Here is a 23,680-nt window from a genome sequence, read left to right as displayed (position 1 = left end):
GTAATCATTCATTCGCATGAATGACTGCTTGGTCACTCTTCAAGACTTGATATTTTTTTGCTACCGAAGTAGCTGGATATCGTCTTGTGAGTGCCCACACAGATTGTCTGATAAATTGTTAAAGAGCGTTCGTTACCGTAAAGTTTCTCGGTAACGCGGGAGATGCATATTACGCTTTCCCGCTGAAGAGTCAACCTTTTTCTCTTGCGAGACGCGGTGTTTTCACCGGGTTGCTTCTTCCTGGCTGGGCGACTTGTTCGTCGTTGTTCCCGGTCAGTGGAGGCGCATTATAGGGAGTTCTCAGAACGCCGCAACCCCTAAATGCAAAAAACTTTTCAAGCGCGGCTTTTTTCGGCAAAACGCTGCACAAGGCAGCATTTCTATCACTTTTCGTACTGGATGCGGCTAAATTCCTGGGAAAAGCGGTCCACCTGCTGCCAATCTGTATATTCCACTTCTTTACTGGTATCCGTCTCTCCCCCGGTCATTTTCATAATAAAGCGGATCATGACGCGATCGAACCAGCGATAACGCGGATAACGCAGCGCACCAGCGAATACGGCGCACTGCTTAGGTTGCCAAGGTGATGACAATAAGAACTTGCGAGTGTAGGCGTTGGTTTGCGGCGAACGCTTTTCCGGTTTACGTGCCGTCAGATTAACCGCGAAGAACGCGCTAGGCATCTGATTCAACTGATCAGCATGGTGCTTCACAAATCGGTGTAATGCCGTATTGAAATGCCCGTAGCGTATCGAAGCCCCTATAAGTACCTGTTGGTACTGCCCAAGCTCGATATGCTCTGCCTGCTGCAGATCGATAACGTCGCAGTTCAGGGTATCCTGCAACTGGTTAGCTATATAAGCAGCAATAGAGTGCGTTTGTCCGTCACGGCTCGAATAGAGAATCAGTGCCTTCATGGCGTTACTCCTCGTAGATACATTTACTCACGCCAGAAAGTCGGTGTGAAGAGAACCAACAGCGTAAACACTTCCAAACGGCCAAACAGCATGGTCAAGACCAGTACCCACTTTGCCGGTGGCGGCATGGTGGTAAAGTTATCGGCGACAACGCCGAGGCCAGGCCCCAGATTGTTAAGCGTAGCCGTTACCGCGGCAAAGGCCGAGAACTCGTCAACGCCGGTGGCGATAATAGCCAGCATGCTGACGATAAATACCAATGCATAGGCGGAGAAGAAGCCCCACACCGCTTCAAGAATACGCTCTGGCAACGCGCGGTTGCCTAATTTGATGGTGTAAACCGCATTTGGATGCACCAACCGCTTCAACTCACGCGACCCTTGGAGGTACAGCAGCAGGATGCGGATCACTTTCAAGCCACCGCCGGTTGAACCCGCGCAGCCACCGATAAACGCTGAACAGAGCAGGAGCATTGGCAAGAACAGTGGCCATTTGGCGATGCTGTCGGTGGTAAACCCTGCAGTGGTTGCCATCGACACCACCTGGAAGAAAGCCTGATTAAGCGTTTCCATGCCGCTTCTATATATACCGTGCCACCACAGCACCACGGTACACACCGCCACCAGCGTGAACTGCACGGCGATAAACATGCGAAATTCCGGATCGCGCCAGTACACTTTCAAGCTGCGCCCGCTGAGCAAGGCGAAGTGCAAGCCGTAGTTACAACCGGAGATCAATAGGAATACAGCGATGATGGTGTTGATGGCCGGGCTGGCAAAGTAACCCACGCTGGCATCATGCGTGGAAAAGCCCCCGATGGCGATAGTTGCAAAGCTATGGCCGATAGCATCGAATACCGACATTCCGGCGCCCCATAACGCCAGCGCGCAGGCAATGGTCAGCAGTACGTAAATCAGCCACAAGGTCTTGGCCGTTTCGGCAATACGCGGGCGCATTTTATTGTCTTTCAATGGGCCGGGCATTTCCGCACGGTATAGCTGCATGCCCCCGACGCCGAGGATAGGCAGTATGGCGACGGCCAGCACGATGATCCCCATCCCCCCCATCCATTGCAGCATCTGGCGATAGAATAAGATGGCTTTAGGCAAGGAGTCTAACCCGACCAGGGTGGTAGCTCCGGTAGTGGTTAAACCCGAGAAGGATTCGAAAAAGGCGTCTGTCAGGGAGAGATTGGGCCGTTCGGAAAACAGGAAAGGCAATGCCCCCACGCTGCCCAGCACGGTCCAGAACAACACCACAATCAGGAAGCCTTCACGTGGCTTTAATTCATGCTTCTGCTTGCGGTTTGGCCACCACAGCATCAAGCCAATGGTCACGGCTACAAAGAAGGTCTGGCTGAATGCCCGCCCCGCTCCGTCGCGGTATATCAATGCCACCAGGCCAGGAATAAACATTGTCCCGGAAAACAGGATAACCAGCAGGCCCACAATACGGGTTATGGCGCGAAAATGCATTTCAGCACGATCCTTAACAATTCAGTTGGTGGGAATTATTGCGATATAGGGACTAATTGCAAACTTCCGCGGCTGAGATCGCGTAATTTATTCCCGAATGCCTCGGTACCGGTGGCCGGTAGCGCCAAATGTAACACCACGGCAGCACCGTAATCCCCATGCACAATCCGCCCTTCACTAAGCTGTAGCAAATTCTCTACCATTGCCAGCTGAGCATAGTCGCACTGCAAAGTATATTCGAGCTGCGGCACTTTATAGCTGACAACCAACTGCTTAAGCGCCTGTTGTACGCCGCTGCCGTATGCCCGCACCAGGCCACCGGTACCCAGCTTGATCCCACCATAGTAGCGAACTACCACCGCGGTTATTTCACCGATCCCACTGCCCATGAGCTGGCTCAGGATGGGCTTGCCCGCCGTGCCGGAGGGTTCACCGTCATCGGAGAACCCCAACTGCTGCGAATCATTCGGTGCCCCGGCAACAAAAGCCCAGCAATGGTGCCGGGCCGTTGGATGCTCGTCACGCACCTGCTGGATAAAGGCTTTGGCCGCCTCGACCCCGCAGGTAGGTGCCAGCAGGGTGATGAAACGGCTTTTCTTTATCTCTTCACTGACGCTGATGACAGCGCCAGGAATGGGGTAAGGCTGCATCAGGCCAGGTTCAGATCGCGCGTCATATTCTCAATACGCTTTTCGTGGATCACAATATTGTCCTCAATGCGGATACCGCCGTAAGGTTTCAACGCGTCGATACGATCCCAGGCAAAGTGTTTACTGAACTCGCCACTACGCCAAGGTGCCAACAGGGACTCAATGAAATACAGGCCCGGCTCAATGGTCAGCACCATGCCTGGTTGCATGACACGGGTGCAGCGCAGGAAAGGATATTTTGCGGGTGCTGCCAGATGAGTACCATTTTCATCCTGCATAAACCCGGCGGCATCATGCACCTGCAAACCAAGCGGGTGGCCTAAGCCGTGCGGCAGGAACGGACAGGTGATGCCTTGTTCGACCATCGCTTCTTCGCTGATGCCCGTTACCAGCTTATGATTTTTCAACAGTTTGGCGATACGTTGATGCATCTGTACATGGTAATCCGTGTAGCGCACCCCGGCTTTGATGGTATCTATCAGCGCAAGCTGTTCACCGTTGAGATCTTTCACCAGATGGGCGAATGCATTGTCGCTCTGAGCCGCATAGGTGCGAGTCAGGTCGGCAGCGTAGCCGTTGTATTCCGCCCCTGCATCGATCAGGAAGCTACGGGATTCGGCAGGAGGTTGATGATCCAGCTTGGTGTAATGCAGCACCGCCGCATGCTCATTCAGGGCCACGATATTATCGTAAGGCACGTCCGTATCACGATGGCCAGTGGCGGTCAGATAGGCCAGGTTGATATCGAACTCGCTCATACCGGACTGGAAGGCTTCATGAGCGGCACGGTGCCCCATCACGGCCGTTTTCTGCGCTTCGCGCATGCAGGCCAGTTCATAACCGGTTTTGATCGAGCGACGGAAATCGAGGAAATTCAGCACCGCTTGCGGATTGATGTGCTCGGCCGCAATGCCAAGAGAGAGGGCCCGCTGTTGTGCATAGCCGATATAGCCTACACGCTCGCGCTGCTGCGGCAGGTGGCTGGCGATATCATCTGCATTGGTCAGCGGCAACAGTTCAATGGATTTGGTCCAGAAGCTGTTGGGTAGCGGTTCAACGCTATGCCAGTAATCCACCGGGGAATAGAACCACAGCTTGGGTTTGTTAACGCCGTCCACCCACAACCAGCAGTTCGGCACCGACGTTACCGGCACCCACGCCTTGAAGTTGGCGTTCACTTTAAACGGGTAGCTATGGTCGTCCAGAAAGACCCGTTGCAGCTCGCCTGAGTGGATCAGCAATGCATCCAGATTGTTGCGCTCTAATACTTCACGAGCTCGTTGTTGCAGTGTTGCCAAGTGGTCGTTATACAAAGAAGCCAGCGTTTCCATCACAGTACCCTTATGCCCTCAGAACGGAATGAGCCATCTTAACACACAGATCCCACGCTCCAACCCCATCACCTCCTGCATGAGGTGTGCTTCGCAAACCTCTGCAAACAGATTGCATCCCCAGGTGATATGGCCGCTACGCACCAAAGTTTCTCGCTCAGGGGTAAAAAATAACTTGATTGGGTATCAAGCAATTAGCCATTCCCCCTGTGATCAGGTTTGCAAATATGCAATCTATTATTTGCAATTTATTAACATAAAAACCACACTCGTCATCATCTGGTCATACCAGATCATCTGCGCTGATTCAGGAGATCGACATGCTCTACCAAGGCGAAACATTACAAGTACACTGGCTCGACAACGGCATCGCCGAGTTGGTGTTCAACGCACCAGGCCCGATCAACAAGCTGGATACCAGCACCGTTGCCAGCCTGGGTGCCGCACTCGAGGTGCTGGAACAGCAAACCGAGTTGAAAGGGCTGCTGCTGCGCTCTGCCAAATCCGCATTCATCGTGGGTGCCGACATCACCGAGTTCCTCTCGCTGTTTGCCGCACCGGCTGAAAAGTTGCATGAATGGCTGGTGTTTGCCAATACCATCTTTAACCGGCTGGAAGATTTGCCGGTGCCAACCATTTCCGCCATTAACGGTTACGCGTTAGGCGGTGGCTGCGAATGCATCCTGGCGACCGATTTCCGTATCGCCTCTCCAGACGCACGCATCGGTCTGCCGGAAACCAAACTGGGCATCATGCCAGGATTCGGGGGTTCCGTACGTCTGCCACGCCTGCTGGGTAACGACAGTGCGCTGGAAATCATTGCCGCCGGGAAAGATATCGGCGCGAAAGACGCGCTGAAAGTCGGCCTGGTCGATGCCGTGGTCGCACCGGAGAAACTGGTGGAAGCCGCGCTGAAAGTACTGCAACAGGCGATCGACGGCCAACTCGACTGGCGCGCCTACCGTCAGCCGAAGCTGGAGCCGCTGAAACTGAGCCCAATCGAAGCGGCCATGAGTTTCACCACGGCCAAAGGCATGGTGATGCAAACTGCCGGGAAACATTATCCTGCGCCAATGACCGCGGTAAAAACTATCGAAGCCGCCGCCAAGTTTGGCCGTGAAGAAGCGTTGAAACTGGAAACCGCCAGCTTTGTGCCTTTGGCCCGCTCTAACGAAGCGCGCGCCCTGGTGGGCATTTTCCTCAACGATCAGTTCGTGAAAGGCCAGGCGAAAAAATTGGCCAAGAACGTTGAAGCTCCGAAACAGGCTGCCGTGCTGGGTGCCGGAATTATGGGTGGCGGTATCGCCTACCAATCCGCGCTGAAAGGCGTGCCGGTGATCATGAAGGACATCAGCGACAAATCCCTGACTCTCGGCATGAATGAAGCGGCCAAACTGCTGAATAAACAGCTGGAGCGCGGCAAACTGGATGGCTTGAAGATGGCACAGGTGCTGTCAACCATCCAGCCAACGCTGGACTATGCCGGAATCGAACGCGCCCAACTGATTGTTGAGGCCGTAGTTGAAAATCCTAAGGTAAAAGCGGCGGTGTTGTCTGAAGTGGAAGCCCTGATCGGCGAAGATACCGTACTGGCCTCCAATACCTCAACCATCCCGATCAATCACCTGGCAAAATCGTTGAAGCGCCCGCAAAACTTCTGCGGTATGCATTTCTTCAACCCGGTGCACCGCATGCCGTTGGTTGAGATAATCCGCGGTGAACACACCAGCGACAGCACTATCGCCGCCGTGGTGGCCTACGCCACCCGCATGGGCAAAACGCCGATCGTGGTCAATGATTGCCCTGGGTTCTTCGTTAACCGCGTGCTGTTCCCGTATTTTGCCGGGTTCAGTCAGCTGCTGCGCGACGGCGCCGACTTCCGTCAGATCGACAAAGTGATGGAAAAACAGTTCGGCTGGCCGATGGGCCCGGCGTATCTGTTGGATGTGGTCGGTATTGATACCGCGCACCATGCCCAGGCGGTGATGGCCAACGGTTTCCCTGAGCGCATGAGTAAAAATTACCGCGATGCGATCGACGTGATGTTCGATAACCAACGCTTCGGCCAGAAAAACCAGCTGGGCTTCTACCGCTACAGCCAGGATAGCAAAGGCAAGCCGCGTAAAGATAACGACGAGCAAACCGACACTCTGCTGGCAACCGTGAGCGCATCGGCACAGACCTTCAGCAGTGAAGAGATCATTGCCCGCATGATGATCCCGATGATCAACGAAGTGGTACGCTGTCTGGAAGAAGGCATTGTGGCCAGCCCGGCAGAAGCGGATATGGCATTGGTTTACGGCATCGGCTTCCCGCCGTTCCACGGTGGCGCATTCCGCTATCTGGATACGCTCGGCACCGCAAATTACGTCGAAATGGCCCAGCGTTACGCTAACCTGGGGGCGCTGTATCAAGTGCCAGCCGGCCTGCGTGCCAAGGCGGAACGTAATGAAAGCTACTATCCGGTGGTGACAGCGGCGCTGTCTGATATCTCCACTGGCCAACCGGCATGAGGTTATAAAGATGGAAAACGTAGTTATTGTTGATGCCGTACGTACGCCAATGGGCCGCTCAAAAGGCGGCGCTTTCCGCCAGGTACGCGCGGAAGATCTTTCTGCTCATCTGATGCGTGCCGTGCTGAGCCGTAACCCGGCGCTGAATGCCGCCGAGATTGATGATATTTACTGGGGCTGTGTGCAGCAAACGCTGGAACAAGGCTTCAATATCGCCCGTAACGCCGCGCTGCTGGCCGAGATCCCACATCGTGTGCCAGCGGTAACGGTGAACCGCCTGTGTGGTTCTTCGATGCAGGCCTTGCACGACGCAGCCCGCGCAATCATGGTTGGTGACGCGCAGATCAGCCTGATTGGCGGAGTGGAACATATGGGCCACGTCCCAATGAACCACGGTGTAGACTTCCATCCAGGCCTGAGCCGCACCGTGGCAAAAGCGGCAGGGATGATGGGCCTGACCGCAGAAATGCTGGCCAAAATGCATAATATCAGCCGCGAAATGCAGGATGAATTTGCAGCCCGCTCCCACCAACGTGCCCATGCCGCTACGTTGGCCGGCTATTTCAAAAACGAAATTATCCCCACCACCGGCCATGACGCCGACGGCGTACTGACTCGTTACGATTATGACGAAGTGATCCGCCCGGAAACCACCGTTGCCAGCCTGGCGGCATTGCGCCCGGCGTTTGACCCGGTCAACGGCACCGTCACCGCAGGCACCTCTTCCGCACTGTCTGACGGCGCTTCCGCCATGCTTATCATGAGCGAATCCCGTGCCAAGTCACTCGGACTGAAGGCTCGTGCCCGCATCCGCTCAATGGCGGTCGTGGGATGCGATCCTTCGATCATGGGCTATGGTCCGGTGCCTGCCAGCAAACTCGCGCTTAAACGCGCCGGCCTGAGCGTGCAGGATATAGACCTGTTTGAATTGAATGAGGCCTTTGCCGCCCAGTCGCTGCCCTGTATTAAAGATCTGGGGCTGCTGGAAAGCATGGACGATAAGATCAACCTTAACGGCGGTGCGATTGCCCTGGGCCACCCATTAGGCTGCTCCGGCTCCCGTATCTCCACCACCCTGCTGAACAATATGGAACGCCGTGACGTGCAGTTTGGTCTGGCCACCATGTGTATCGGCCTGGGTCAGGGGATCGCCACGGTATTTGAACGCGTTTAGCTGTGTCTGATTGGATGCTCCAAAAGGGCATCCCAAAGGTTTTGTTGCCGTACTTCCCGCCTGTCAGGGGCGGGTTTTTTTATGCCTGAAATTCGATGTCAAAAAAAACGGGGCAGCATCTGGCCACCCCGTCTTTACTACTGCGCATACAATCAGATAAACGCGAAAGCATCGCCAAACATATGCGCTTCCAGCGCGCCACGCTCGGCACAGAAACGCTCACGGGCAATTTTCGCCATCTCGAAACGACCTGCGATATAGATATCATGCTCCGCCAGCGAGCCAAAATCCTGTAACACAGCGCTCAGCACCGTGCCACTGCGGCCACGCCAGTCCTCTTCCGGCTGTTCAACTACCGGGATAACCTTCAGATTTGGGTATTGCAGTGAAATCGCTTCCAGTTCGCTGAGATCATAAAGATGCTTCAGCTCACGCCCACCCCAGTAGATAGAGATATCACGGTCTGGCTGGCGCTCCAGCGCCGTCAGCAAAATCGAGCGCGCGTAAGAGAACCCGGTACCACCGGCAATCAACACCAGCGGGCGCTCGCCCTCTTCACGCAGCCAGGCTTCACCATGCGGAATATCCACGGTGATGGCCTGCTCTTTCAGCACACGATCCATCACCGCCATCGCATACAGGTTCAGTTCAGAAGCACCAATATGCAGCTCGATATAATCTTGCTGTGCTGGCGTCGAAGCCACAGAGAACGGGCGTTTATCACGTTCATCCATCACTACCATCAGGTATTGCCCTGCTTTGAACGAAAACGGTGCCTCTGGCACCAAACGTACCCGATAAACGGTATCGGTAATGGCCTCTACGGAGGTCACTTTACAGCTCAAGATTGTCATGCGTTCCCTCTGTCGGGTCATCAATGCAAGACCGAGAACAAAGACTGGCGCTTAAAGCGTCGGTTCTCTGTCACTGAATATGGCGAGCTCATCCCAGATGTCATCGATACGCGCACGCACCTTCTCATCCATTTGAATCGGACGGCCCCACTCTCTCTGGGTTTCTCCCGGCCATTTATTGGTGGCATCCAGGCCCATCTTCGATCCCAGCCCGGAAACCGGTGAGGCGAAGTCCAGATAATCAATCGGCGTATTCTCCACTAAAACGGTATCCCTTGCCGGATCCATTCTGGTGGTGATCGCCCAAATTACGTCATTCCAGTCACGCGCATTCACATCGTCATCGCAGACGATGACAAACTTGGTATACATAAATTGGCGTAGGAAAGACCAGACCCCCATCATTACGCGTTTGGCGTGCCCTGCGTACTGTTTTTTGATGGTCACCACCGCCAGGCGATAGGAACATCCTTCCGGCGGCAGGTAGAAATCGACGATTTCCGGGAACTGTTTTTGCAGGATCGGCACGAACACTTCGTTCAGCGCCACTCCCATCACCGCTGGTTCATCCGGCGGGCGACCGGTATAGGTCGAGTGATAAATCGCGTTGCGCCGTTGGGTAATATGGGTCACGGTAAAGACGGGGAAGTGGTCGATCTCGTTATAGTAACCGGTGTGATCGCCATACGGGCCTTCCGGCGCCAGCTCCCCTTGCTCGATATAACCTTCCAACACAATTTCCGCGCTGGCGGGAACTTCGAGATCGCAGGACAGACATTTGACCACTTCGGTCTTGTTGCCGCGCAACAACCCGGCAAAGGCATATTCGGACAGGTTATCCGGCACCGGCGTCACCGCGCCCAAAATGGTGGCAGGATCGGCCCCCAGCGCAACGGCAACCGGGAAACGTTCACCAGGATGTTCCAGACACCACTCCTGATAATCCAGCGCGCCGCCACGGTGCGAGAGCCAGCGCATAATCAGCTTGTTCTTGCCCAATACCTGCTGGCGATAGATCCCCAGATTCTGGCGCTCTTTATGCGGGCCACGGGTAACCGTCAGCCCCCAGGTGACCAGCGGGGCGGCATCTTCCGGCCAGCAGTGCATCACCGGAATACGGCCAAGATCGACATCTTCCCCTTGCCACACCTGTTCCTGGCACGGGGCAGAGCCCAGCACCTTGGTCGGCATATTCAGCACTTGCTTGAATTTGGGGACCTTGTCGAACAGATCGCGAAAGCCCTTCGGTGGCTCCGGCTCTTTGAGGAACGCCAACAGCTTGCCCACTTCGCGCAGCGCACTGACGTCTTCCTGCCCCATCCCCATCGCCACCCGCTTGGGCGTGCCGAACAGGTTACAGAGCACCGGCATATCGTAGCCTTTCGGGTTTTCGAACAGCAACGCCGGGCCGCCTGCTCGCAGCGTACGATCGGCAATTTCTGTCATTTCCAGATAGGGATCAATCGGCTGGCTGATGCGTTTTAGTTCCCCTCTCTTTTCCAGCAACGAGAGGAAATCGCGTAGGTCACGGTATTTCATGCAAGCCATTACACCATTGATTTATAGAAGATTTAAACGACGATCCCTGAAAATCTCAAGGGGGTTCGACGTTTAATTAACTGGCTGATTTTAAGGCGTTTCACAGCAACGGATAGATTAACAAATTCTAGCCAATCTGCCCACATTAGCGCTACTAGTTTGGGTTGTCATCACAATGCTGAATCTGTAGGGGCGCCGCATGCTGCGCCCCCTTCGGTTTATCAATGGCAGATGAACGGCACCAACGAGCGCAGCGCCAAAGTATCATGATATTCCTGTATCTCTACCCCGTGGCGGAACACTTTAAAGCCCTGCTCCCTGGCGCTGAAGTAGCGCAGATCGTTGCCACAGACGTGCAGCAGGCTGCCTTCACGCAGTGCAACAACCGACTCGCTTGGGTTTACCGCACAGAACTCTGCCAGGCGCTCATCACGGGTTTCACCCATGTGGCCGCTGATGTGGGCATCGATGTAATGTGGGTTGATCTGGACCGGGAACAACCCCAGCGCAGGCAACACGACGCTGCTGCGTACCGGCATATCGTTGGTGGTACGGATGCTCGGCGTCGCCACGTTACAGCCAGCGCTCCAACCTACATAAGGCACTTCGCGCTCACGCACCGCACGCTGGATTGGCACAATCAGGCCATTTTCATGCAGCATCTGGTTCAGCATCCAGGTATTGCCGCCGCTGACCAAAATACACTCGGCCTGTGCGATCGCCTCTGCCGGGGACTCGGCGTGGTGGATGCTGGTAACCTTGATCCCCAACGTCTGCGACAGTTCCCCCGCACGCTGGTCGTAATCACCGCGGATCATGGCATAAGGAATAAATACGGCCGACGTGATGTTACGGCGTTCAATCATGGCCAACAGCTGACTCTTGGCATAACCGAGCAGTTCGGCCTCGCCGGAAAGCTTGCCGTTACTCAGTAAAAATAGCTCCATGTCTCTCCCTCAGTGCAAGAATGATAAAGGCGTCACATTGAGCATCAGGCTTGCCCACCATACTGTGACAGTCGTAAATTTGAGGCCTATTGTTATACCTGAATCAGGTAAACAAATATGTGACTTTATGCTGGCTACCGTGGATTGCCGCAACTCATGGCAACAAGATGGACGCTTGCGTCACTAGGTATCCGTAGTGGCTTTTGGTATGCTTAACGGCTGACAGAAAGGCATGTGAAACTATGGAATCTTGGTATTTACTTTATTGTAAGCGCGGCCAGCTGTTGCGGGCCCAGGAACACCTGGTAAGGCAAGCCGTCAACTGCCTGAGCCCAATGATTACGTTGGAGAAAATCGTGCGTGGCAAGCGTACCGCCGTTAGCGAACCGCTGTTTCCCAACTACCTGTTTGTTGAATTCGATCCAGAGCGTATTCACACCACCACGATCAGCGCTACCCGTGGTGTCAGCCACTTTGTACGATTTGGAGCCTTACCGACCCAGATACCGTTACAGGTTATCGAAGAGCTCCAGACACATAGCGAAGAATACTATGTGGATCCAGAGACCCCGCAGCCGGGCGATACGGTGTTGATCACCGATGGCGTGTTCGAGGGCCTACATGCGATCTACACCGAACCCGACGGTGAAGCCCGCTCGATGCTGCTGCTGAATCTGATCAACAAGCAGATTAATCAGAGCATCGATAACCGGCAGTTCCAGAAGCTTTAATGCAAACAGGCACCCTTGGGTGCCTGTTTTGTCTGCTACCGATTAACGGCGCATCGCATCATCATGCAGCCACTGGGCGACACGCTTGGCGAAGTAGGTCAGCACACCATCAGCCCCGGCACGCTTAAAGCACAGCAAGGATTCCATCACCGCCGGTTGCTCCTGCAGCCAGCCGTTCTGGATCGCCGCCATATGCATCGCATATTCGCCCGACACCTGATAGGCGAAGGTCGGCACCCCGAAGGTATCTTTGACACGCCGCACCACGTCCAGATACGGCATCCCCGGCTTCACCATCACCATATCCGCGCCTTCCTGCAGATCCTGAGCAATCTCTTGCAGGGCTTCGTCGCCGTTGGCCGGATCCATCTGATAGGTTTTCTTATTGCCGCCTTTCAGGTTACCGGTGGAGCCGAGCGCATCACGGAACGGGCCGTAATAGCATGAGGCATATTTGGCGGAATACGCCATGATCTGGGTATTCACCAGGCCTTGCAGCTCGAGTTGATCGCGGATCGCGCCGATGCGGCCATCCATCATATCGCTGGGAGCCACGATTTCGGCACCGGCTTCAGCGTGAGATAGCGCCTGGCGAACCAGAATCTCTTTGCTGATGTCGTTGATCACGTAGCCATGTTCGTCGATCACCCCGTCCTGCCCATGGGTCGTATACGGGTCGAGCGCCACATCGGTCAGGATCCCCAGCTCCGGCACGGCATCTTTCAACGCACGCACGGTGCGCTGCACCAAACCATCCGGGTTGTAGGCTTCCTCGGCATGCAGCGACTTCAGGCCAGGCTCAATCACCGGGAACAGGGAGATCACCGGCACGCCGAGCTTGGCAATGGCTTCTGCCTCTTTGATCAGCAGATCGATGCTCATGCGCGATACGCCAGGCATCGAGGAAACGGCTTCCTGACGGTTGCTGCCTTCCATGACAAACACCGGGTAGATCAGGTCATTGACCGTCACCTGATTCTCGGCGACCAAACGGCGGCTGAAGTCATGGCGGCGCACACGGCGCATACGGCGACCAGGGAAGGTGCCCGGAAATGCATAGCTCATAATTTTCTCCTAACTCAGACCAGCCGGAATAACAGGCGGGCGTTCTCATCAGTTTTCTGGCCCAGCCACGCGGGATCTTCTTCGCGCCAGGTCGCAACCTGCCGAATGATATGGGGCAGAAAACAGGGTTCGTTGCGGCGAGATGCAGGTTTCGGGTGTAAATCCCGGGGCAACAAATAGGGGGCATCGGTTTCCAGCAGCAGACGATCGGCCGGGATTTGGGGTAACAAGGCACGCAGTTCCAAACCCCTGCGCTCATCACAAACCCAACCGGTGATACCGATCGACAGCCCCAGCGCCAGACAGTCCTGTAACTCTTCGGCGCTGCCGGTGAAGCAATGCACGACTGCGGCGGGCAGTTTATCCAACCAAGGGGTCAGCAGTGCAACAAAACGTGCGTGTGCGTCGCGACAATGCAGGAAGACCGGCATATTGAGCTCGGCGGCCAATGCCAACTGGGCGTTGAAAGCCACTTCCTGCTGTTCCGGGGTAGAAAAGTTGCGGTTAAAGTCCAGCCCACATTCACCAATGGCTGCAACGAAGGGCTGCGATGCCAACCGGTGAATGTGCTGTGCGACCTCATCGTTCCAACTGCTGGCATCATGCGGATGCACGCCAGCCGTAGACCAGCAATAGCCACTATGCGCACGGGCCAGGTGACTGGCCGCCTCGCTTTGCTGCGCGTTGGTGCCGGTGATCAGCATCCCCGTCACGCCTGCGGTTTTGGCTCGCTCAACCACCTGTGTGGCATCTTTGGCAAATTGGGAGCTGGTAAGGTTGACGCCAATATCAAACATGGTTTTTCCAAAGCAAAAGCCGCCCGATGGGCGGCTTAGAGACAGACGAGTATCAGGAGGCTGGTGGCTCTTCGCCTTCCTCTTCTTCCTCTACCGGCTTGCGCCGCTTCCCGACATAGAAGCGGGCGAAGAATACCCCGACCTCAAACAACAGGTACATCGGGATCGCCAACAGGGTTTGCGAGAACACGTCCGGCGGCGTCAACAGCATGCCGACCACGAAAGCACCAACCAGCACATACGGGCGTTTCTTACGCAGGTCTTCTGGCGTAGTGACTCCGCTCCAGCACAGCAGAATAATGGCAACCGGCACTTCAAAAGCCACGCCGAACGCCATAAACAGCGCCATGACGAAACTCAGGTAGTTGCTGATATCGGTCGCAATCGTGACGCCGATGGGTGCAGTTTTGGCAAAAAAGCCAAAGGCCAGAGGGAACACGACAAAGTAGGCAAACGCCATCCCCAGATAGAATAGCAGGCTGCTGGAGACCAGCAACGGCATCATCAGGCGGCGTTCATGCTGGTACAACGCAGGAGCGATAAAGGCCCAGACCTGATAGAGAATGAAAGGCGCGGCAACGATCACCGAAACCATCATCGTCAACTTGATCGGAGCAAAGAACGGTGAAGCCACATCGGTGGCGATCATGCTCGCCCCGGCAGGCAACTGATCAATCAGCGGTGCAGACACGATCTGATAAATATCGTTAGCGAAAAACACCAACACGATAAAGATCGCCAGCACGCTGATGATCGAATTTAACAGCCGCTTACGCAGTTCAATCAGATGACTGATAAGCGGTTGGGTATCTTCAACGGCCATGTTTTAACGTTCGCCACTAGGTTGTTGAGACGCAGGGGATTTATCCGCCACAGGCTCTGGGATGGCCTGCTTTGCAGGGATTTGCTGATCCACGACCGTTGCCTGAGCCACGGTTGGCACCACCGGCTCACTATGCTCGACTGGCGCAGGTTCAGTGGGCTGCGGTGTGGCAACAGGTGCCGAAGCGGTAGTCGCCGCTTCCGCCGGCGTCACGCCATCGTGAATGGCTTCAGGATCGGTGACCACTGGATTGTGGATGGTATGCGGCGGCTCGTCCTTATCGACGTGATAAGAGCGTTTCAGCGACTCAGCCGCCTCTTTCAGCTCATCCATTGAAGCTTTGAGTTCCGGCGTTAAATTCTGCAAACCCGCTTTCTCCGCCTTCTTAAGGCTTTCCTGCAGTTCTTGCAGCTTCAATTCCTGCGTCAGCTCATTCTGCACCGAAGCTGCCAGAGAGCGCAGCGCTCGGATCCAGCCCGCAACGGTTCTGACCGCCACCGGTAACCGTTCTGGCCCGAGTACCACCAGGCCAATCACCAGTACCAGCAGCAGTTCACCAAACCCAATGTCAAACACGGTTTATACCTGCTCTTTGTTCTTCGACTCTTCCGCTGCTTTCACTTCCGGCTGCTTATCGGTGATAGGCTTGGCCGCAAAGTCTGCATCGTGGTTGGTTTTTTCAGTCGTGTTGGTTGGCGCGGTGCTGTTGTCGTCGCCAATCGCTTTTTTGAAGCCCTTGATTGATGCACCGAGATCGGAACCTAGGGTACGCAGTTTGTTGGTGCCAAACAGCAGTACCACGATCACCGCGATGATCAACAATTGCCAAATACTAATACCGCCCATTGTACTTACCTCTGGTTTAAAAAAGGGTCTATACCCGTTGTCTTTCAAGTTGCCGCATTATATACCCTTCATCTTTGTGTTGGATATGCCCCGTTTTTGCAGGGCTACAGCGACAACGCTTAACCTGATGGTTAATTTATTCAGACGGTGCGTTTCCAACCAACGACCCAGGCTACTACGCCTGCGGCCATCATCCAGGCAGGGAACACCTCTACGCCTCCCAGCAGTAAAATCGTACCACTGACTAACAGTGTAGCGCCAACCCCGAACAAATACCGTGATTGACCTTGCCGAATGCGTTGCGCCTGCATCTGACCGGTCAATTTATCGACGCTTTGTTGCAACAGTTTATGCTGTTGCAGGCTGTCATAAAATAGCTCTGGTAACTCCGGCAATTTCTCGGCCCAGAACGGCGCTTTTTCTTTCAGCGCGCGGATCACCGCCGGAATGCCCACCTGATCCCGCAGCCAGCTTTCCAGGAACGGCTTCGCCGTGGTCCACAGATCCAGTTGCGGATAGAGCTGGCGGCCAAGGCCCTCAACGTACAGCAGCGTCTTTTGCAGTAATACCAGTTGCGGCTGCACTTCCATATTGAAACGGCGTGCGGTATTGAACAGGTTCAACAGCACGTTACCGAACGAAATTTCCGCCAGCGGTTTTTCAAAGATCGGCTCGCAGACGGTACGGATGGCAAACTCAAAATCTTCCACGTTGGTATCACGCGGTACCCAACCAGAATCAACGTGCAGTTCCGCCACCTTACGGTAGTCGCGGTTGAAGAAGGCGATAAAGTTTTCCGCCAGATAGCGCTTGTCGTCTTTGTTCAGGGAACCCACGATACCGCAGTCGATGCCGATATAACACGGATCTTCCGGGTGTTCATAGCTGACGAAAATATTGCCTGGGTGCATGTCGGCATGGAAGAAGCTGTCACGGAATACCTGGGTAAAGAACACCTGGACGCCACGCTCGGCCAGCAGTTTCATATTGGTGTTCTGCTGTTCCAGAGCCGCAATATCCGACACCGGGATACCGTAAATCCGCTCCATCACCAGCACGCTTTCACGGCAGTAATCGGAGTAAACCTCTGGCACGTAGAGCATCGGGCTACCGTCAAAATTACGGCGCAGCTGGATGGCGTTGGCCGCTTCACGCAGCAGGTTCAGCTCATCGAGCAGGGTTTTCTCATATTCACGCACCACTTCGCGCGGGCGCAGACGGCGACCGTCCGGCATCAGCTTAGGTACCCAACCTGCCAGGCGATACATCAGGCGCACATCGGCTTTGATAATCGGCCCAATATCCGGGCGGATCACCTTCAGCACCACCTCTTGGCCGGTCGTTTTCAGCCGGGCGGTATGCACCTGGGCAATCGAAGCCGATGCCAGCGCCTGCTGGTCAAAGTCATCGAACCAGGTTTCCAGCGGGCCGCCCATTGCCAACTCGATATGCTTACGCGCGAGCGCGCCATCGAACGGTGCTACTCGGTCCTGCAACAGCGTCAGTTGGTCGGCAATATGGGGTGGGAACAGATCGCGGCGGGTCGACATCATCTGGCCGAACTTGATCCACACCGGGCCCAGCTCTTGCAGCGCCAGGCGCAGGCGTTCACCCAACGGCTGGTCTTTATGGCGGTTAGGCATCCAGAACAGCAGGCGACGGCCAATGCGCAGCGGCAGCGTCAAGCGCATCTTGGGGATCAGTTCATCCAGTCCATAGCTCAGGAAAACGCGCACGATCAAATACAGGCGGCAAATTTCACCAGGGGTCATCGCTTACCCTCCAACTTGTCCAGACGGGCAATCAGTGCGTCCACACTGCGAACGGTGGCATCAACCTCTTCGTTAAACCACACCACTTCAAGCGGGCCGGGAGCCATACGCCACTCTTCGGTCAGCGTTTCGGCCACGTAGCGTTGCTGGCTCTGCAAACCGGATTTCAGCAGGCCCAAACCTTTGCCAACGATCTGACTAACCCCTTGCGCGGCGATGTCGCCCACATAAGGCGCCAGCCATTCCGCCGGATCCCACTCTGCCAGATCGAGCAAGCCGACCAGCTGTTGCACCACCTGAATATCGCCTTCGACAATCAGCTCGCCGCTGCGCATCAGCGGGGAAAGTTGCTGACGATCGCGCAATTTCAGCAGCACCGGTACGCGGGTTTGCACCGTACAGTCGGCTCTATCTTCTGATTGGCCAAGCACATCCACGCGCTGTTCGCTGAACAGCAGAACCAACGGCGAAGAGAGTTCCTGTAGCTCGATACGTAACACTTTACCCGCCAGCCGTTGGCGGGCAGCTTTCATGCTGCGATCGCGAAACAGCAGGCTATTGAGCGAGGTTTCCAGCACGCCGGTCAGTAACGGGGTTAGCAGCATCGGCATTTCCATATCAGAACTTGAAGCCCCGGTGCAGCGCCACGATGCCGCCGGTCAGGTTGAAGTAGTTGACGTTCTCGAAACCGGCCGCAGCCATCATCCCCTTCAGGGTTTCCTGATCGGGGTGCATGCGGATCGATTCTGCCAGATAGCGGTAGCTGTCCGGATCTTTCACCACCAGCTCACCAATTTTTGGCAGCACGTGGAAGGAATAGGCGTCGTAAGCCTTGCTCAGCGGCTCCAGCAGCGGCTTGGAAAATTCCAGCACCAGCAGGCGGCCACCCGGTTTCAGCACGCGGAACATCGAGCGCAGCGCTTTGTCTTTATCGGTGACGTTGCGCAGGCCAAAGGAGATGGTGATGCAGTCAAAATAGTTATCCGGGAATGGCAGCGCTTCGGCGTTGGCCTGCACATAGCTGATATTGCCAACGATGCCGTGGTCGCGCAGCTTTTCGCGCCCCATCTTGAGCATGGAATCGTTGATATCCGCCAGCACCACTTGGCCCTGCTCACCCACCATGCGGGAGAACTTGGCAGCCAGATCGCCAGTACCACCGGCCAGATCCAGCACGCGCTGGCCGCGGCGCACGCCGCTGCAATCGATGGTAAAACGCTTCCAGATACGATGGATACCAAACGACATCAGGTCGTTCATCACGTCATATTTTGCCGCTACCGAGTGAAAAACGTTGGCCACCATAGCCTGCTTCTCGTCTCTTGCTACGGTACGAAAGCCAAAATCGGTGGTTTCCTGCGCTTGATCTGCCATTGTCCTGCCTGCCATTCAGTCAATTTAGTGTCGTGGAGTGTACCAGAAAGCCGCGTAATACCCCACCTTGCAACGGTATCATCCGTGCGATGTGCGATGCGGTTCTTCGTTGCTATCGTCGTTCTCTTCCTCCGGGAGCGAGGCGATATCCTCGTCTGGCTCAGAGAGCAGCTCATCATCCTGTTGTTCCGATGCCTGCTGCGCCAAAAGCGGGTTGATGGGACGTTTAATCTCAACCCCAAGCGCGCGGAAGCCCTCGATGCGGCCGATAAGATTACCACGGCCTTCGCTCAGTTTATTCATCGCCTGGTGATAACTGCCCTGCGCCCTATCCAGGCTCTGCCCCAGGGCCGACATATCGTCAACGAACAGGCGCATCTTGTCATACAGGCGGGCGGCGCGATCGGCGATCCGCTGGGCGTTCTGGCTTTGGTGTTCATAGCGCCACAGGTTGGTGATGGTACGCAGCGCCACCAGCAAAGTGGTTGGGCTGACCAGCATGATGTTATGTTGCAATGCCTCGCTAATCAGCTCCGGCTCACGATCGATGGCCAGCAGGAAGGCGGGTTCCACCGGGATAAACATCAGCACATAATCCAGCGAACGCAGGCCAGGTAACTGTTGATAATCTTTACGGCCCAGCACACGGATGTGCCCACGCAGCGAAGTGATATGCTCGGTCAACGCTGCTTCGCGTTCAAAATCATCTTCACTGTTGAAGTAACGCTCATAGGCCACCAGCGACATTTTGGCGTCGATCACCACGTCCTTGCCCTGTGGCAAACGCACGATCACGTCCGGCTGCATGCGGCTTTGGCTATCCAGCCGCACATTGACCTGCGTCTCATACTCATGTCCTTCACGCAGGCCGGAGGCTTCCAACACGCGACTCAGCACCACCTCGCCCCAGTTGCCCTGGGTTTTGTTATCGCCTTTTAGCGCCTTGGTGAGGTTGAGCGCCTCGCGAGCCATTTGCGCATTCAACTGTTGCAGATTACGGATTTCGTGCGTCAGTGTATGGCGTTCGCGTGCTTCCTGGCCAAAACTGTCCTGCACCTGGCGGCGGAAACCGTCCAACTGCTCGCGTAACGGCAGCAACAGGCGATCCAGGCTTTGCTTATTTTGCTCATCTACCTTGCGGCCACTGTTTTCGAAAATGCGGTTGGCCAGATTCTCAAACTGGGTAGTCAAACGCTGTTCACTGCTGATCAACAGTCGCTGTTTCTCTTCTGCTGCCATCCGGGTCTCTTCCAAGCGGATCGTCACCTCACGCAGTTCGGCTTCCTGAGCGCTGTTGACTTCACGCTGCGCCCGTAGCTCCTGGTTCAGCAATTCACATTCATTGCGCCAATGATTGAGCTGTTGCAGTCTCTCCTGCCCAGCGGCCAGTTGGCTGTGCAGGGTGCGCAGTTCCAGATCGTTTTGCCGTAGCAGCTGTTCGTGGCGTTGCAGCGTCTCTTGGCGGGAGGCAGTTTCAAGCTGTGCCTGCTGTAAAGACTGTTCCAGCAGACGCATGTCGGTTTCATGTTGCGCGCCGTGCTGTTGCGCACGCAGGCTGGCGATCAGCCACCCCAGCAGTAAACCTATTGCTACGCCACCAATACCGTAAACCAAACTGGTATCCACCCTGCCTCCTGTCATGCATGCACTTGCGGCGCGTTTTACGCCTGTTGCCTGCCACGTTAAAGGGAGCCTGTATGGATGTCCAGTCTGTTTTTATGTGGAAGTGAGCACGGTAACCAAGGCATTACCGTGCAGATAAGGCGGATTAAAACAGTTTGAAGCGATATTCGGCGATAAACTCGCCGGACAGCGAGTGGGAGGTCTGGGAATGGCCATCCACCAGTATCGGCGTTTTATTGCTGTTCTTATAAGACCAACCCGGCCCGGCCATGGCGAATACCGTCAGGTTTTTCAGCTTGGGATGGGAGGGAGCCCAGCGGCCAAAGACGTTGATCTCACCGGTACGCACCGCAGCACCTTGGTAGCTGAACTGGCCAACGTTGCCCGCCAGCCCGGCGGTAAACTCAGGCGTGATGCGATACTCGGCCATGGTGGCCAACATGGTTTCGCCATCGCGCATATAGTCTTCACCGGCATAGGCCATGGAGGTAAAGGTGCCGCGTGAGTTTTTGGACATATGGCGGGGATAGAAGCCAAGCTGGCCGTCCCCCTTCGGCGCTCGCGTATGGGCGATGCCGACCTTGACGCTCCACAGCGGCTCCTGCCATTTGGCATCCAGCGCATAGTGGTTGGCGTTATGATCGAAGTTGCGCTTGCTCAGCGCCATCTGTTTATAGTCATCCAGCGCCTGAGTGGTGTAAATCTGGCTGCCCAGGCTGAGTTTCTCATCGACCTTGTAGCTCATACGCAAGATCTGACGGCGCAGATAGTCCTGAGACTCCCCGTAGGCCAGTTGACCGTTAAATGCTTTATTCTCATAGCCCAGCTCGGCACTGGCAAGATGGTTGATATAGCGGCCATCGTTGGTTTGCAAGCGCAGGCTGTCGGGTGAGCTACGATCCATCGAACGTTCAACATACGCGCCGCGCAAAGAGAGCCCGGCACCGGCTACGCCACCGGACCAACCCAGGTAAGTCGTAGGCGACAGGCGAGTAGAGGTGGAGATCACGCCGTAGTTACGCAACACCTGCCAGCCAGCCTGCGCATTCAGCGCTGCGCCACCCACGTCGCCTTTCAGCTTGATATAGCGCTGGCCCACCTTGCTGTAGCCAGCAGCATTCTCTTTGCTGTTGCCGGGGCCGTTGTTGTACAGCACCCCACGAGTATTGAAGTAATCACTGGCACCCAGCTTTACCGCGCTGTAGTAATCGAGATTAACGCCGATAAAGTCCGCCAGATAGCCGGACTGATAGCCCAGCGCCAACCCTTGCCCCCAGGCGTTATGCACCTCTTTTGGATTGGCGGCATCTTCCTTGAGGTACTTCCAGTAGTTTTTCAGCGACAGTTCAGCATGGCTGTCGCTGAAAAAGGGCGAATTCAGGACGTCATCAACGCTGGCCTGGGCCGCGGTGGAGAATAGCGAAATAGCGACCAGACAGCTTAAAGCAGAACGTTTCATTATTGTTATCCCCGAAAAAGGTATAGAAAATCCCTGCCGAGGCGATATGCTATCGCCCCAGATAATATCCCCGAGCCAAAAGGGTGGGTTATTTTTATTAGGTAATAATCAAGGTGCTTTATTTAGTAACGCTTTTCCTTTAGCGACATAAGTCATATCGCCAATATCGGTTACGGTATATTTTCCGTCTTTATAAGTCATCTTGACGACGGCCGCATTAGTCAGTGGCTTATTTTTGTTCGGATTATCGGTCATATCGGAAATCATCATCTGCATCGAGAGCCCGGAAGAGACCGCCAGGATGTTTTTATCCCCATTCTTCACCGCATTCTGCACCATGGTATGCAAGGCTCGTTGCATACGGGTTTTGACCTGCTGCGCGCTTTCCGCCTCTTGCTTATCATCGCTTTGCGTGATGGCATCCACCATCGGGATCAGGCTGATCTTGCCTTCGCCCATTTGCTTGAACATCTCGGCACCAGAGGCCAGGCCCAGCTTCTTGGCAGCAGCGTCAGCCATCTCTGCATTAGCACGCCCTTCAAAACCGCCGAAGAACATTTCGCGCAGGTCGGTCAATTCCGTGACCTTGGCGTCCGACTTGCCCATTTCCTTGAGGATCACCTGCATCGTTTCACGCTGGCGGCCAGCGTCGCTGGTGTAGAAGCTATCGAAAGGGATCCCCTTCAACCCGGCACCCAGATAGCGCGCGGTTTCGATCCCGGCCGGTGTCAGCGGTGAGTCAGCCCAGCCCTGCACGCGATCGTAGGTATTGAGCAGTGTTTTACCGTGGCGGGCAAAATAGATATCGACGCTGTCGCTTTGCGCGGCGGTTACGTTGAAGGCTGCAGCAGAGGAAACGGCAAGTACGGAGGCCAGTAGCCAGGTTTTAATTTTCATAAATCTTTCCTTAGTGAACAAAATAACGTCTATAGGTTAATTTTTTTAATCATCGGCAGATCATTTGCCAAAATAAGGGCGAAAAAAAACCCAAACCCATGACATTGGTTCGTCAACGGGTTTGGGTTTTGCCTGTTTATTCACAGTAACAATCCACTTATTGGGAAAGTAACACCGTTAAAAAAATAAGGGAATTAAAAAACGCCGGTTAAGGATAAATTCGTGATCGAATTCTCACTGTGCGCTGAATAATTAAAATATGAGGTTATTTGGCAAGGCGCCGGTTCATGCCATCCACTGGGTAAACCATTTGATACCAAAGGCGCCTGGCGCCAAGATGCCGAAGGCCCAGACCATTGCCGAGGCCACATTGGCGATCTGGAACGCGGTTTGCGGCATGGCACAAATGCCCCCCACCAGCGGTACTACGGCGCGCAACGGCCCGAAGAAGCGCCCAAAGAAGATGCCCAGCACGCCCCAGCGCTCAAAAAACGCATGGCCACGCACCAACAGCTGCGGATTGCGTGACAGCGGCCACATATGGGCTACACGCCCCTGATAGTGATAACCGACCCAATAGGAGAGCCAGTCACCAAAGAAGGCACCGGCGGCCGCCGCCGCCCAGATCGGCCAGAAGGTAATGCCGCTCTCGCCAATCAACGCCCCCAACCCCAGCAGAATAACCGTGGCAGGCAGCAACAGCGAGAGGAAGGCCAGCGACTCGCCAAACGCCAGGAAGAAGACGATCGGGATCGCCCAGGCTTCATGCTGGCGCACTGTTTCGCTAACCCAGTCAATCACGTCATTGAGGTTCATAGCCTGCTCCTTTTGAGAACGGATCCGCCCTCAAGGATAGGCAGTACCCTACCTCACTGGTTAAACCCCGGTTAAAC

The 23,680-nt window shown here is 55.2% G+C and carries 22 protein-coding genes; 3 read left to right on the top strand and 19 right to left on the bottom strand.

Annotated features, from left to right (window positions below):
* Positions 1 to 383: 383 nt before the first annotated feature.
* Genes hemG through pepQ form a run of 4 tightly spaced genes read right to left on the bottom strand, consistent with a single transcriptional unit; the run spans position 384 to position 4,373 of the window.
* Complete coding sequence (gene hemG / locus ACMV5H_RS16065) at positions 384 to 917, bottom strand: menaquinone-dependent protoporphyrinogen IX dehydrogenase (RefSeq protein WP_414822087.1); 534 nt, start codon at positions 915 to 917, stop codon at positions 384 to 386.
* Between the two features lie 23 nt (positions 918 to 940).
* Positions 941 to 2,392 (bottom strand): Trk system potassium transporter TrkH, encoded by a 1,452-nt coding sequence (trkH, locus tag ACMV5H_RS16060; protein WP_021181454.1) that lies wholly within the window; start codon positions 2,390 to 2,392, stop codon positions 941 to 943.
* A 35-nt stretch (positions 2,393 to 2,427) separates the two neighbouring features.
* Positions 2,428 to 3,042, bottom strand: coding sequence for an IMPACT family protein (locus ACMV5H_RS16055; protein ID WP_021807951.1), 615 nt, complete (start codon positions 3,040 to 3,042; stop codon positions 2,428 to 2,430).
* On the bottom strand, positions 3,042 to 4,373 hold the full coding sequence (pepQ, locus tag ACMV5H_RS16050; protein WP_414822086.1) for a Xaa-Pro dipeptidase: 1,332 nt from the start codon (positions 4,371 to 4,373) through the stop codon (positions 3,042 to 3,044). Before pepQ ends, ACMV5H_RS16055 begins: the two co-directional genes overlap by 1 nt.
* A 320-nt stretch (positions 4,374 to 4,693) precedes the next feature.
* Between pepQ and fadB the strand changes: the two genes are divergently transcribed.
* On the top strand, positions 4,694 to 6,886 hold the full coding sequence (fadB, locus tag ACMV5H_RS16045) for a fatty acid oxidation complex subunit alpha FadB (protein ID WP_059199062.1): 2,193 nt from the start codon (positions 4,694 to 4,696) through the stop codon (positions 6,884 to 6,886).
* 10 nt (positions 6,887 to 6,896) lie between these two features.
* Complete coding sequence (fadA, locus tag ACMV5H_RS16040) at positions 6,897 to 8,060, top strand: acetyl-CoA C-acyltransferase FadA (RefSeq protein WP_115160427.1); 1,164 nt, start codon at positions 6,897 to 6,899, stop codon at positions 8,058 to 8,060.
* Between the two features lie 152 nt (positions 8,061 to 8,212).
* Here fadA and fre read toward each other — a convergent pair whose 3' ends face one another.
* From fre to pepE, 3 genes are all read right to left on the bottom strand, one after another.
* Entirely contained in the window at positions 8,213 to 8,914 is a 702-nt protein-coding gene (fre, locus tag ACMV5H_RS16035; protein WP_021807955.1) for an NAD(P)H-flavin reductase, read from the bottom strand.
* Between the two features lie 51 nt (positions 8,915 to 8,965).
* Positions 8,966 to 10,462: a 4-hydroxy-3-polyprenylbenzoate decarboxylase gene (gene ubiD, locus ACMV5H_RS16030; RefSeq protein WP_414822085.1), complete on the bottom strand. Its 1,497-nt coding sequence runs from the start codon at positions 10,460 to 10,462 to the stop codon at positions 8,966 to 8,968.
* A gap of 212 nt (positions 10,463 to 10,674) precedes the next feature.
* A complete protein-coding gene (gene pepE, locus ACMV5H_RS16025; RefSeq protein WP_021807957.1) occupies positions 10,675 to 11,400 on the bottom strand; it encodes a dipeptidase PepE in 726 nt (241 codons plus the stop codon).
* Positions 11,401 to 11,642: 242 nt separating this feature from the next.
* Between pepE and rfaH the strand changes: the two genes are divergently transcribed.
* Positions 11,643 to 12,131 carry a transcription/translation regulatory transformer protein RfaH gene (gene rfaH, locus ACMV5H_RS16020; protein ID WP_021181462.1) on the top strand — a complete coding sequence of 163 codons (489 nt, stop codon included), beginning with the start codon at positions 11,643 to 11,645 and terminating at the stop codon, positions 12,129 to 12,131.
* Positions 12,132 to 12,173: 42 nt separating this feature from the next.
* Here the strand turns inward: rfaH and hemB are convergent, their stop codons facing one another.
* From hemB to ACMV5H_RS15960, 12 genes are all read right to left on the bottom strand, one after another.
* On the bottom strand, positions 12,174 to 13,196 hold the full coding sequence (hemB, locus tag ACMV5H_RS16015; RefSeq protein ID WP_021181463.1) for a porphobilinogen synthase: 1,023 nt from the start codon (positions 13,194 to 13,196) through the stop codon (positions 12,174 to 12,176).
* A 14-nt stretch (positions 13,197 to 13,210) separates the two neighbouring features.
* Positions 13,211 to 13,993, bottom strand: coding sequence for a 3'-5' ssDNA/RNA exonuclease TatD (tatD, locus tag ACMV5H_RS16010; protein WP_414822084.1), 783 nt, complete (start codon positions 13,991 to 13,993; stop codon positions 13,211 to 13,213).
* 52 nt (positions 13,994 to 14,045) lie between these two features.
* Positions 14,046 to 14,816: a Sec-independent protein translocase subunit TatC gene (gene tatC, locus ACMV5H_RS16005; RefSeq protein ID WP_021181465.1), complete on the bottom strand. Its 771-nt coding sequence runs from the start codon at positions 14,814 to 14,816 to the stop codon at positions 14,046 to 14,048.
* 3 nt (positions 14,817 to 14,819) lie between these two features.
* Positions 14,820 to 15,392 (bottom strand): Sec-independent protein translocase protein TatB, encoded by a 573-nt coding sequence (gene tatB / locus ACMV5H_RS16000; RefSeq protein WP_059199066.1) that lies wholly within the window; start codon positions 15,390 to 15,392, stop codon positions 14,820 to 14,822.
* A 3-nt stretch (positions 15,393 to 15,395) separates the two neighbouring features.
* On the bottom strand, positions 15,396 to 15,662 hold the full coding sequence (gene tatA / locus ACMV5H_RS15995) for a Sec-independent protein translocase subunit TatA (protein ID WP_021181467.1): 267 nt from the start codon (positions 15,660 to 15,662) through the stop codon (positions 15,396 to 15,398).
* A gap of 140 nt (positions 15,663 to 15,802) precedes the next feature.
* On the bottom strand, positions 15,803 to 17,434 hold the full coding sequence (ubiB, locus tag ACMV5H_RS15990) for a ubiquinone biosynthesis regulatory protein kinase UbiB (protein WP_414822083.1): 1,632 nt from the start codon (positions 17,432 to 17,434) through the stop codon (positions 15,803 to 15,805).
* Entirely contained in the window at positions 17,431 to 18,039 is a 609-nt protein-coding gene (ubiJ, locus tag ACMV5H_RS15985; protein WP_037376657.1) for a ubiquinone biosynthesis protein UbiJ, read from the bottom strand. The genes ubiB and ubiJ overlap by 4 nt, the downstream gene beginning before the upstream one ends.
* A gap of 13 nt (positions 18,040 to 18,052) precedes the next feature.
* Entirely contained in the window at positions 18,053 to 18,808 is a 756-nt protein-coding gene (gene ubiE / locus ACMV5H_RS15980) for a bifunctional demethylmenaquinone methyltransferase/2-methoxy-6-polyprenyl-1,4-benzoquinol methylase UbiE (protein ID WP_021181470.1), read from the bottom strand.
* A 78-nt stretch (positions 18,809 to 18,886) separates the two neighbouring features.
* A complete protein-coding gene (rmuC, locus tag ACMV5H_RS15975; RefSeq protein ID WP_414822082.1) occupies positions 18,887 to 20,434 on the bottom strand; it encodes a DNA recombination protein RmuC in 1,548 nt (515 codons plus the stop codon).
* Between the two features lie 142 nt (positions 20,435 to 20,576).
* Positions 20,577 to 21,890, bottom strand: coding sequence for an OprD family outer membrane porin (locus tag ACMV5H_RS15970; protein ID WP_021807962.1), 1,314 nt, complete (start codon positions 21,888 to 21,890; stop codon positions 20,577 to 20,579).
* A 108-nt stretch (positions 21,891 to 21,998) separates the two neighbouring features.
* Positions 21,999 to 22,781: a histidine phosphatase family protein gene (locus ACMV5H_RS15965; RefSeq protein ID WP_235784836.1), complete on the bottom strand. Its 783-nt coding sequence runs from the start codon at positions 22,779 to 22,781 to the stop codon at positions 21,999 to 22,001.
* 291 nt (positions 22,782 to 23,072) lie between these two features.
* A complete protein-coding gene (locus ACMV5H_RS15960; RefSeq protein ID WP_179253379.1) occupies positions 23,073 to 23,603 on the bottom strand; it encodes a DedA family protein in 531 nt (176 codons plus the stop codon).
* Between the last annotated feature and the right edge of the window lie 77 nt (positions 23,604 to 23,680).

It is taken from the genome of Serratia sp. N21D137 (genome assembly GCF_047530005.1).
Classification (GTDB): Bacteria; Pseudomonadota; Gammaproteobacteria; order Enterobacterales; family Enterobacteriaceae; genus Chania; species Chania fonticola_B.
The sequence above is the reverse complement of the archived record's forward strand: the minus strand, read 5'-3'. Positions and strand labels throughout refer to the sequence as shown.

What these genes read in the sequence shown, in the direction of transcription:
- tatA (WP_021181467.1), bottom strand. Translation starts at nt 15,662, where the DNA reads ATGGGCGGTATTAGTATTTGGCAATTGTTGATCATCGCGGTGATCGTG.
- ubiB (WP_414822083.1), bottom strand. Translation starts at nt 17,434, where the DNA reads ATGACCCCTGGTGAAATTTGCCGCCTGTATTTGATCGTGCGCGTTTTC.
- rfaH (WP_021181462.1), top strand. Translation starts at nt 11,643, where the DNA reads ATGGAATCTTGGTATTTACTTTATTGTAAGCGCGGCCAGCTGTTGCGG.
- ubiD (WP_414822085.1), bottom strand. Translation starts at nt 10,462, where the DNA reads ATGGCTTGCATGAAATACCGTGACCTACGCGATTTCCTCTCGTTGCTG.
- tatD (WP_414822084.1), bottom strand. Translation starts at nt 13,993, where the DNA reads ATGTTTGATATTGGCGTCAACCTTACCAGCTCCCAATTTGCCAAAGAT.
- ACMV5H_RS15960 (WP_179253379.1), bottom strand. Translation starts at nt 23,603, where the DNA reads ATGAACCTCAATGACGTGATTGACTGGGTTAGCGAAACAGTGCGCCAG.
- hemB (WP_021181463.1), bottom strand. Translation starts at nt 13,196, where the DNA reads ATGAGCTATGCATTTCCGGGCACCTTCCCTGGTCGCCGTATGCGCCGT.
- fadA (WP_115160427.1), top strand. Translation starts at nt 6,897, where the DNA reads ATGGAAAACGTAGTTATTGTTGATGCCGTACGTACGCCAATGGGCCGC.
- ubiJ (WP_037376657.1), bottom strand. Translation starts at nt 18,039, where the DNA reads ATGCTGCTAACCCCGTTACTGACCGGCGTGCTGGAAACCTCGCTCAAT.
- tatC (WP_021181465.1), bottom strand. Translation starts at nt 14,816, where the DNA reads ATGGCCGTTGAAGATACCCAACCGCTTATCAGTCATCTGATTGAACTG.
- ACMV5H_RS15970 (WP_021807962.1), bottom strand. Translation starts at nt 21,890, where the DNA reads ATGAAACGTTCTGCTTTAAGCTGTCTGGTCGCTATTTCGCTATTCTCC.
- ubiE (WP_021181470.1), bottom strand. Translation starts at nt 18,808, where the DNA reads ATGGCAGATCAAGCGCAGGAAACCACCGATTTTGGCTTTCGTACCGTA.
- pepE (WP_021807957.1), bottom strand. Translation starts at nt 11,400, where the DNA reads ATGGAGCTATTTTTACTGAGTAACGGCAAGCTTTCCGGCGAGGCCGAA.
- ACMV5H_RS16055 (WP_021807951.1), bottom strand. Translation starts at nt 3,042, where the DNA reads ATGCAGCCTTACCCCATTCCTGGCGCTGTCATCAGCGTCAGTGAAGAG.
- fre (WP_021807955.1), bottom strand. Translation starts at nt 8,914, where the DNA reads ATGACAATCTTGAGCTGTAAAGTGACCTCCGTAGAGGCCATTACCGAT.
- hemG (WP_414822087.1), bottom strand. Translation starts at nt 917, where the DNA reads ATGAAGGCACTGATTCTCTATTCGAGCCGTGACGGACAAACGCACTCT.
- fadB (WP_059199062.1), top strand. Translation starts at nt 4,694, where the DNA reads ATGCTCTACCAAGGCGAAACATTACAAGTACACTGGCTCGACAACGGC.
- pepQ (WP_414822086.1), bottom strand. Translation starts at nt 4,373, where the DNA reads ATGGAAACGCTGGCTTCTTTGTATAACGACCACTTGGCAACACTGCAA.
- trkH (WP_021181454.1), bottom strand. Translation starts at nt 2,392, where the DNA reads ATGCATTTTCGCGCCATAACCCGTATTGTGGGCCTGCTGGTTATCCTG.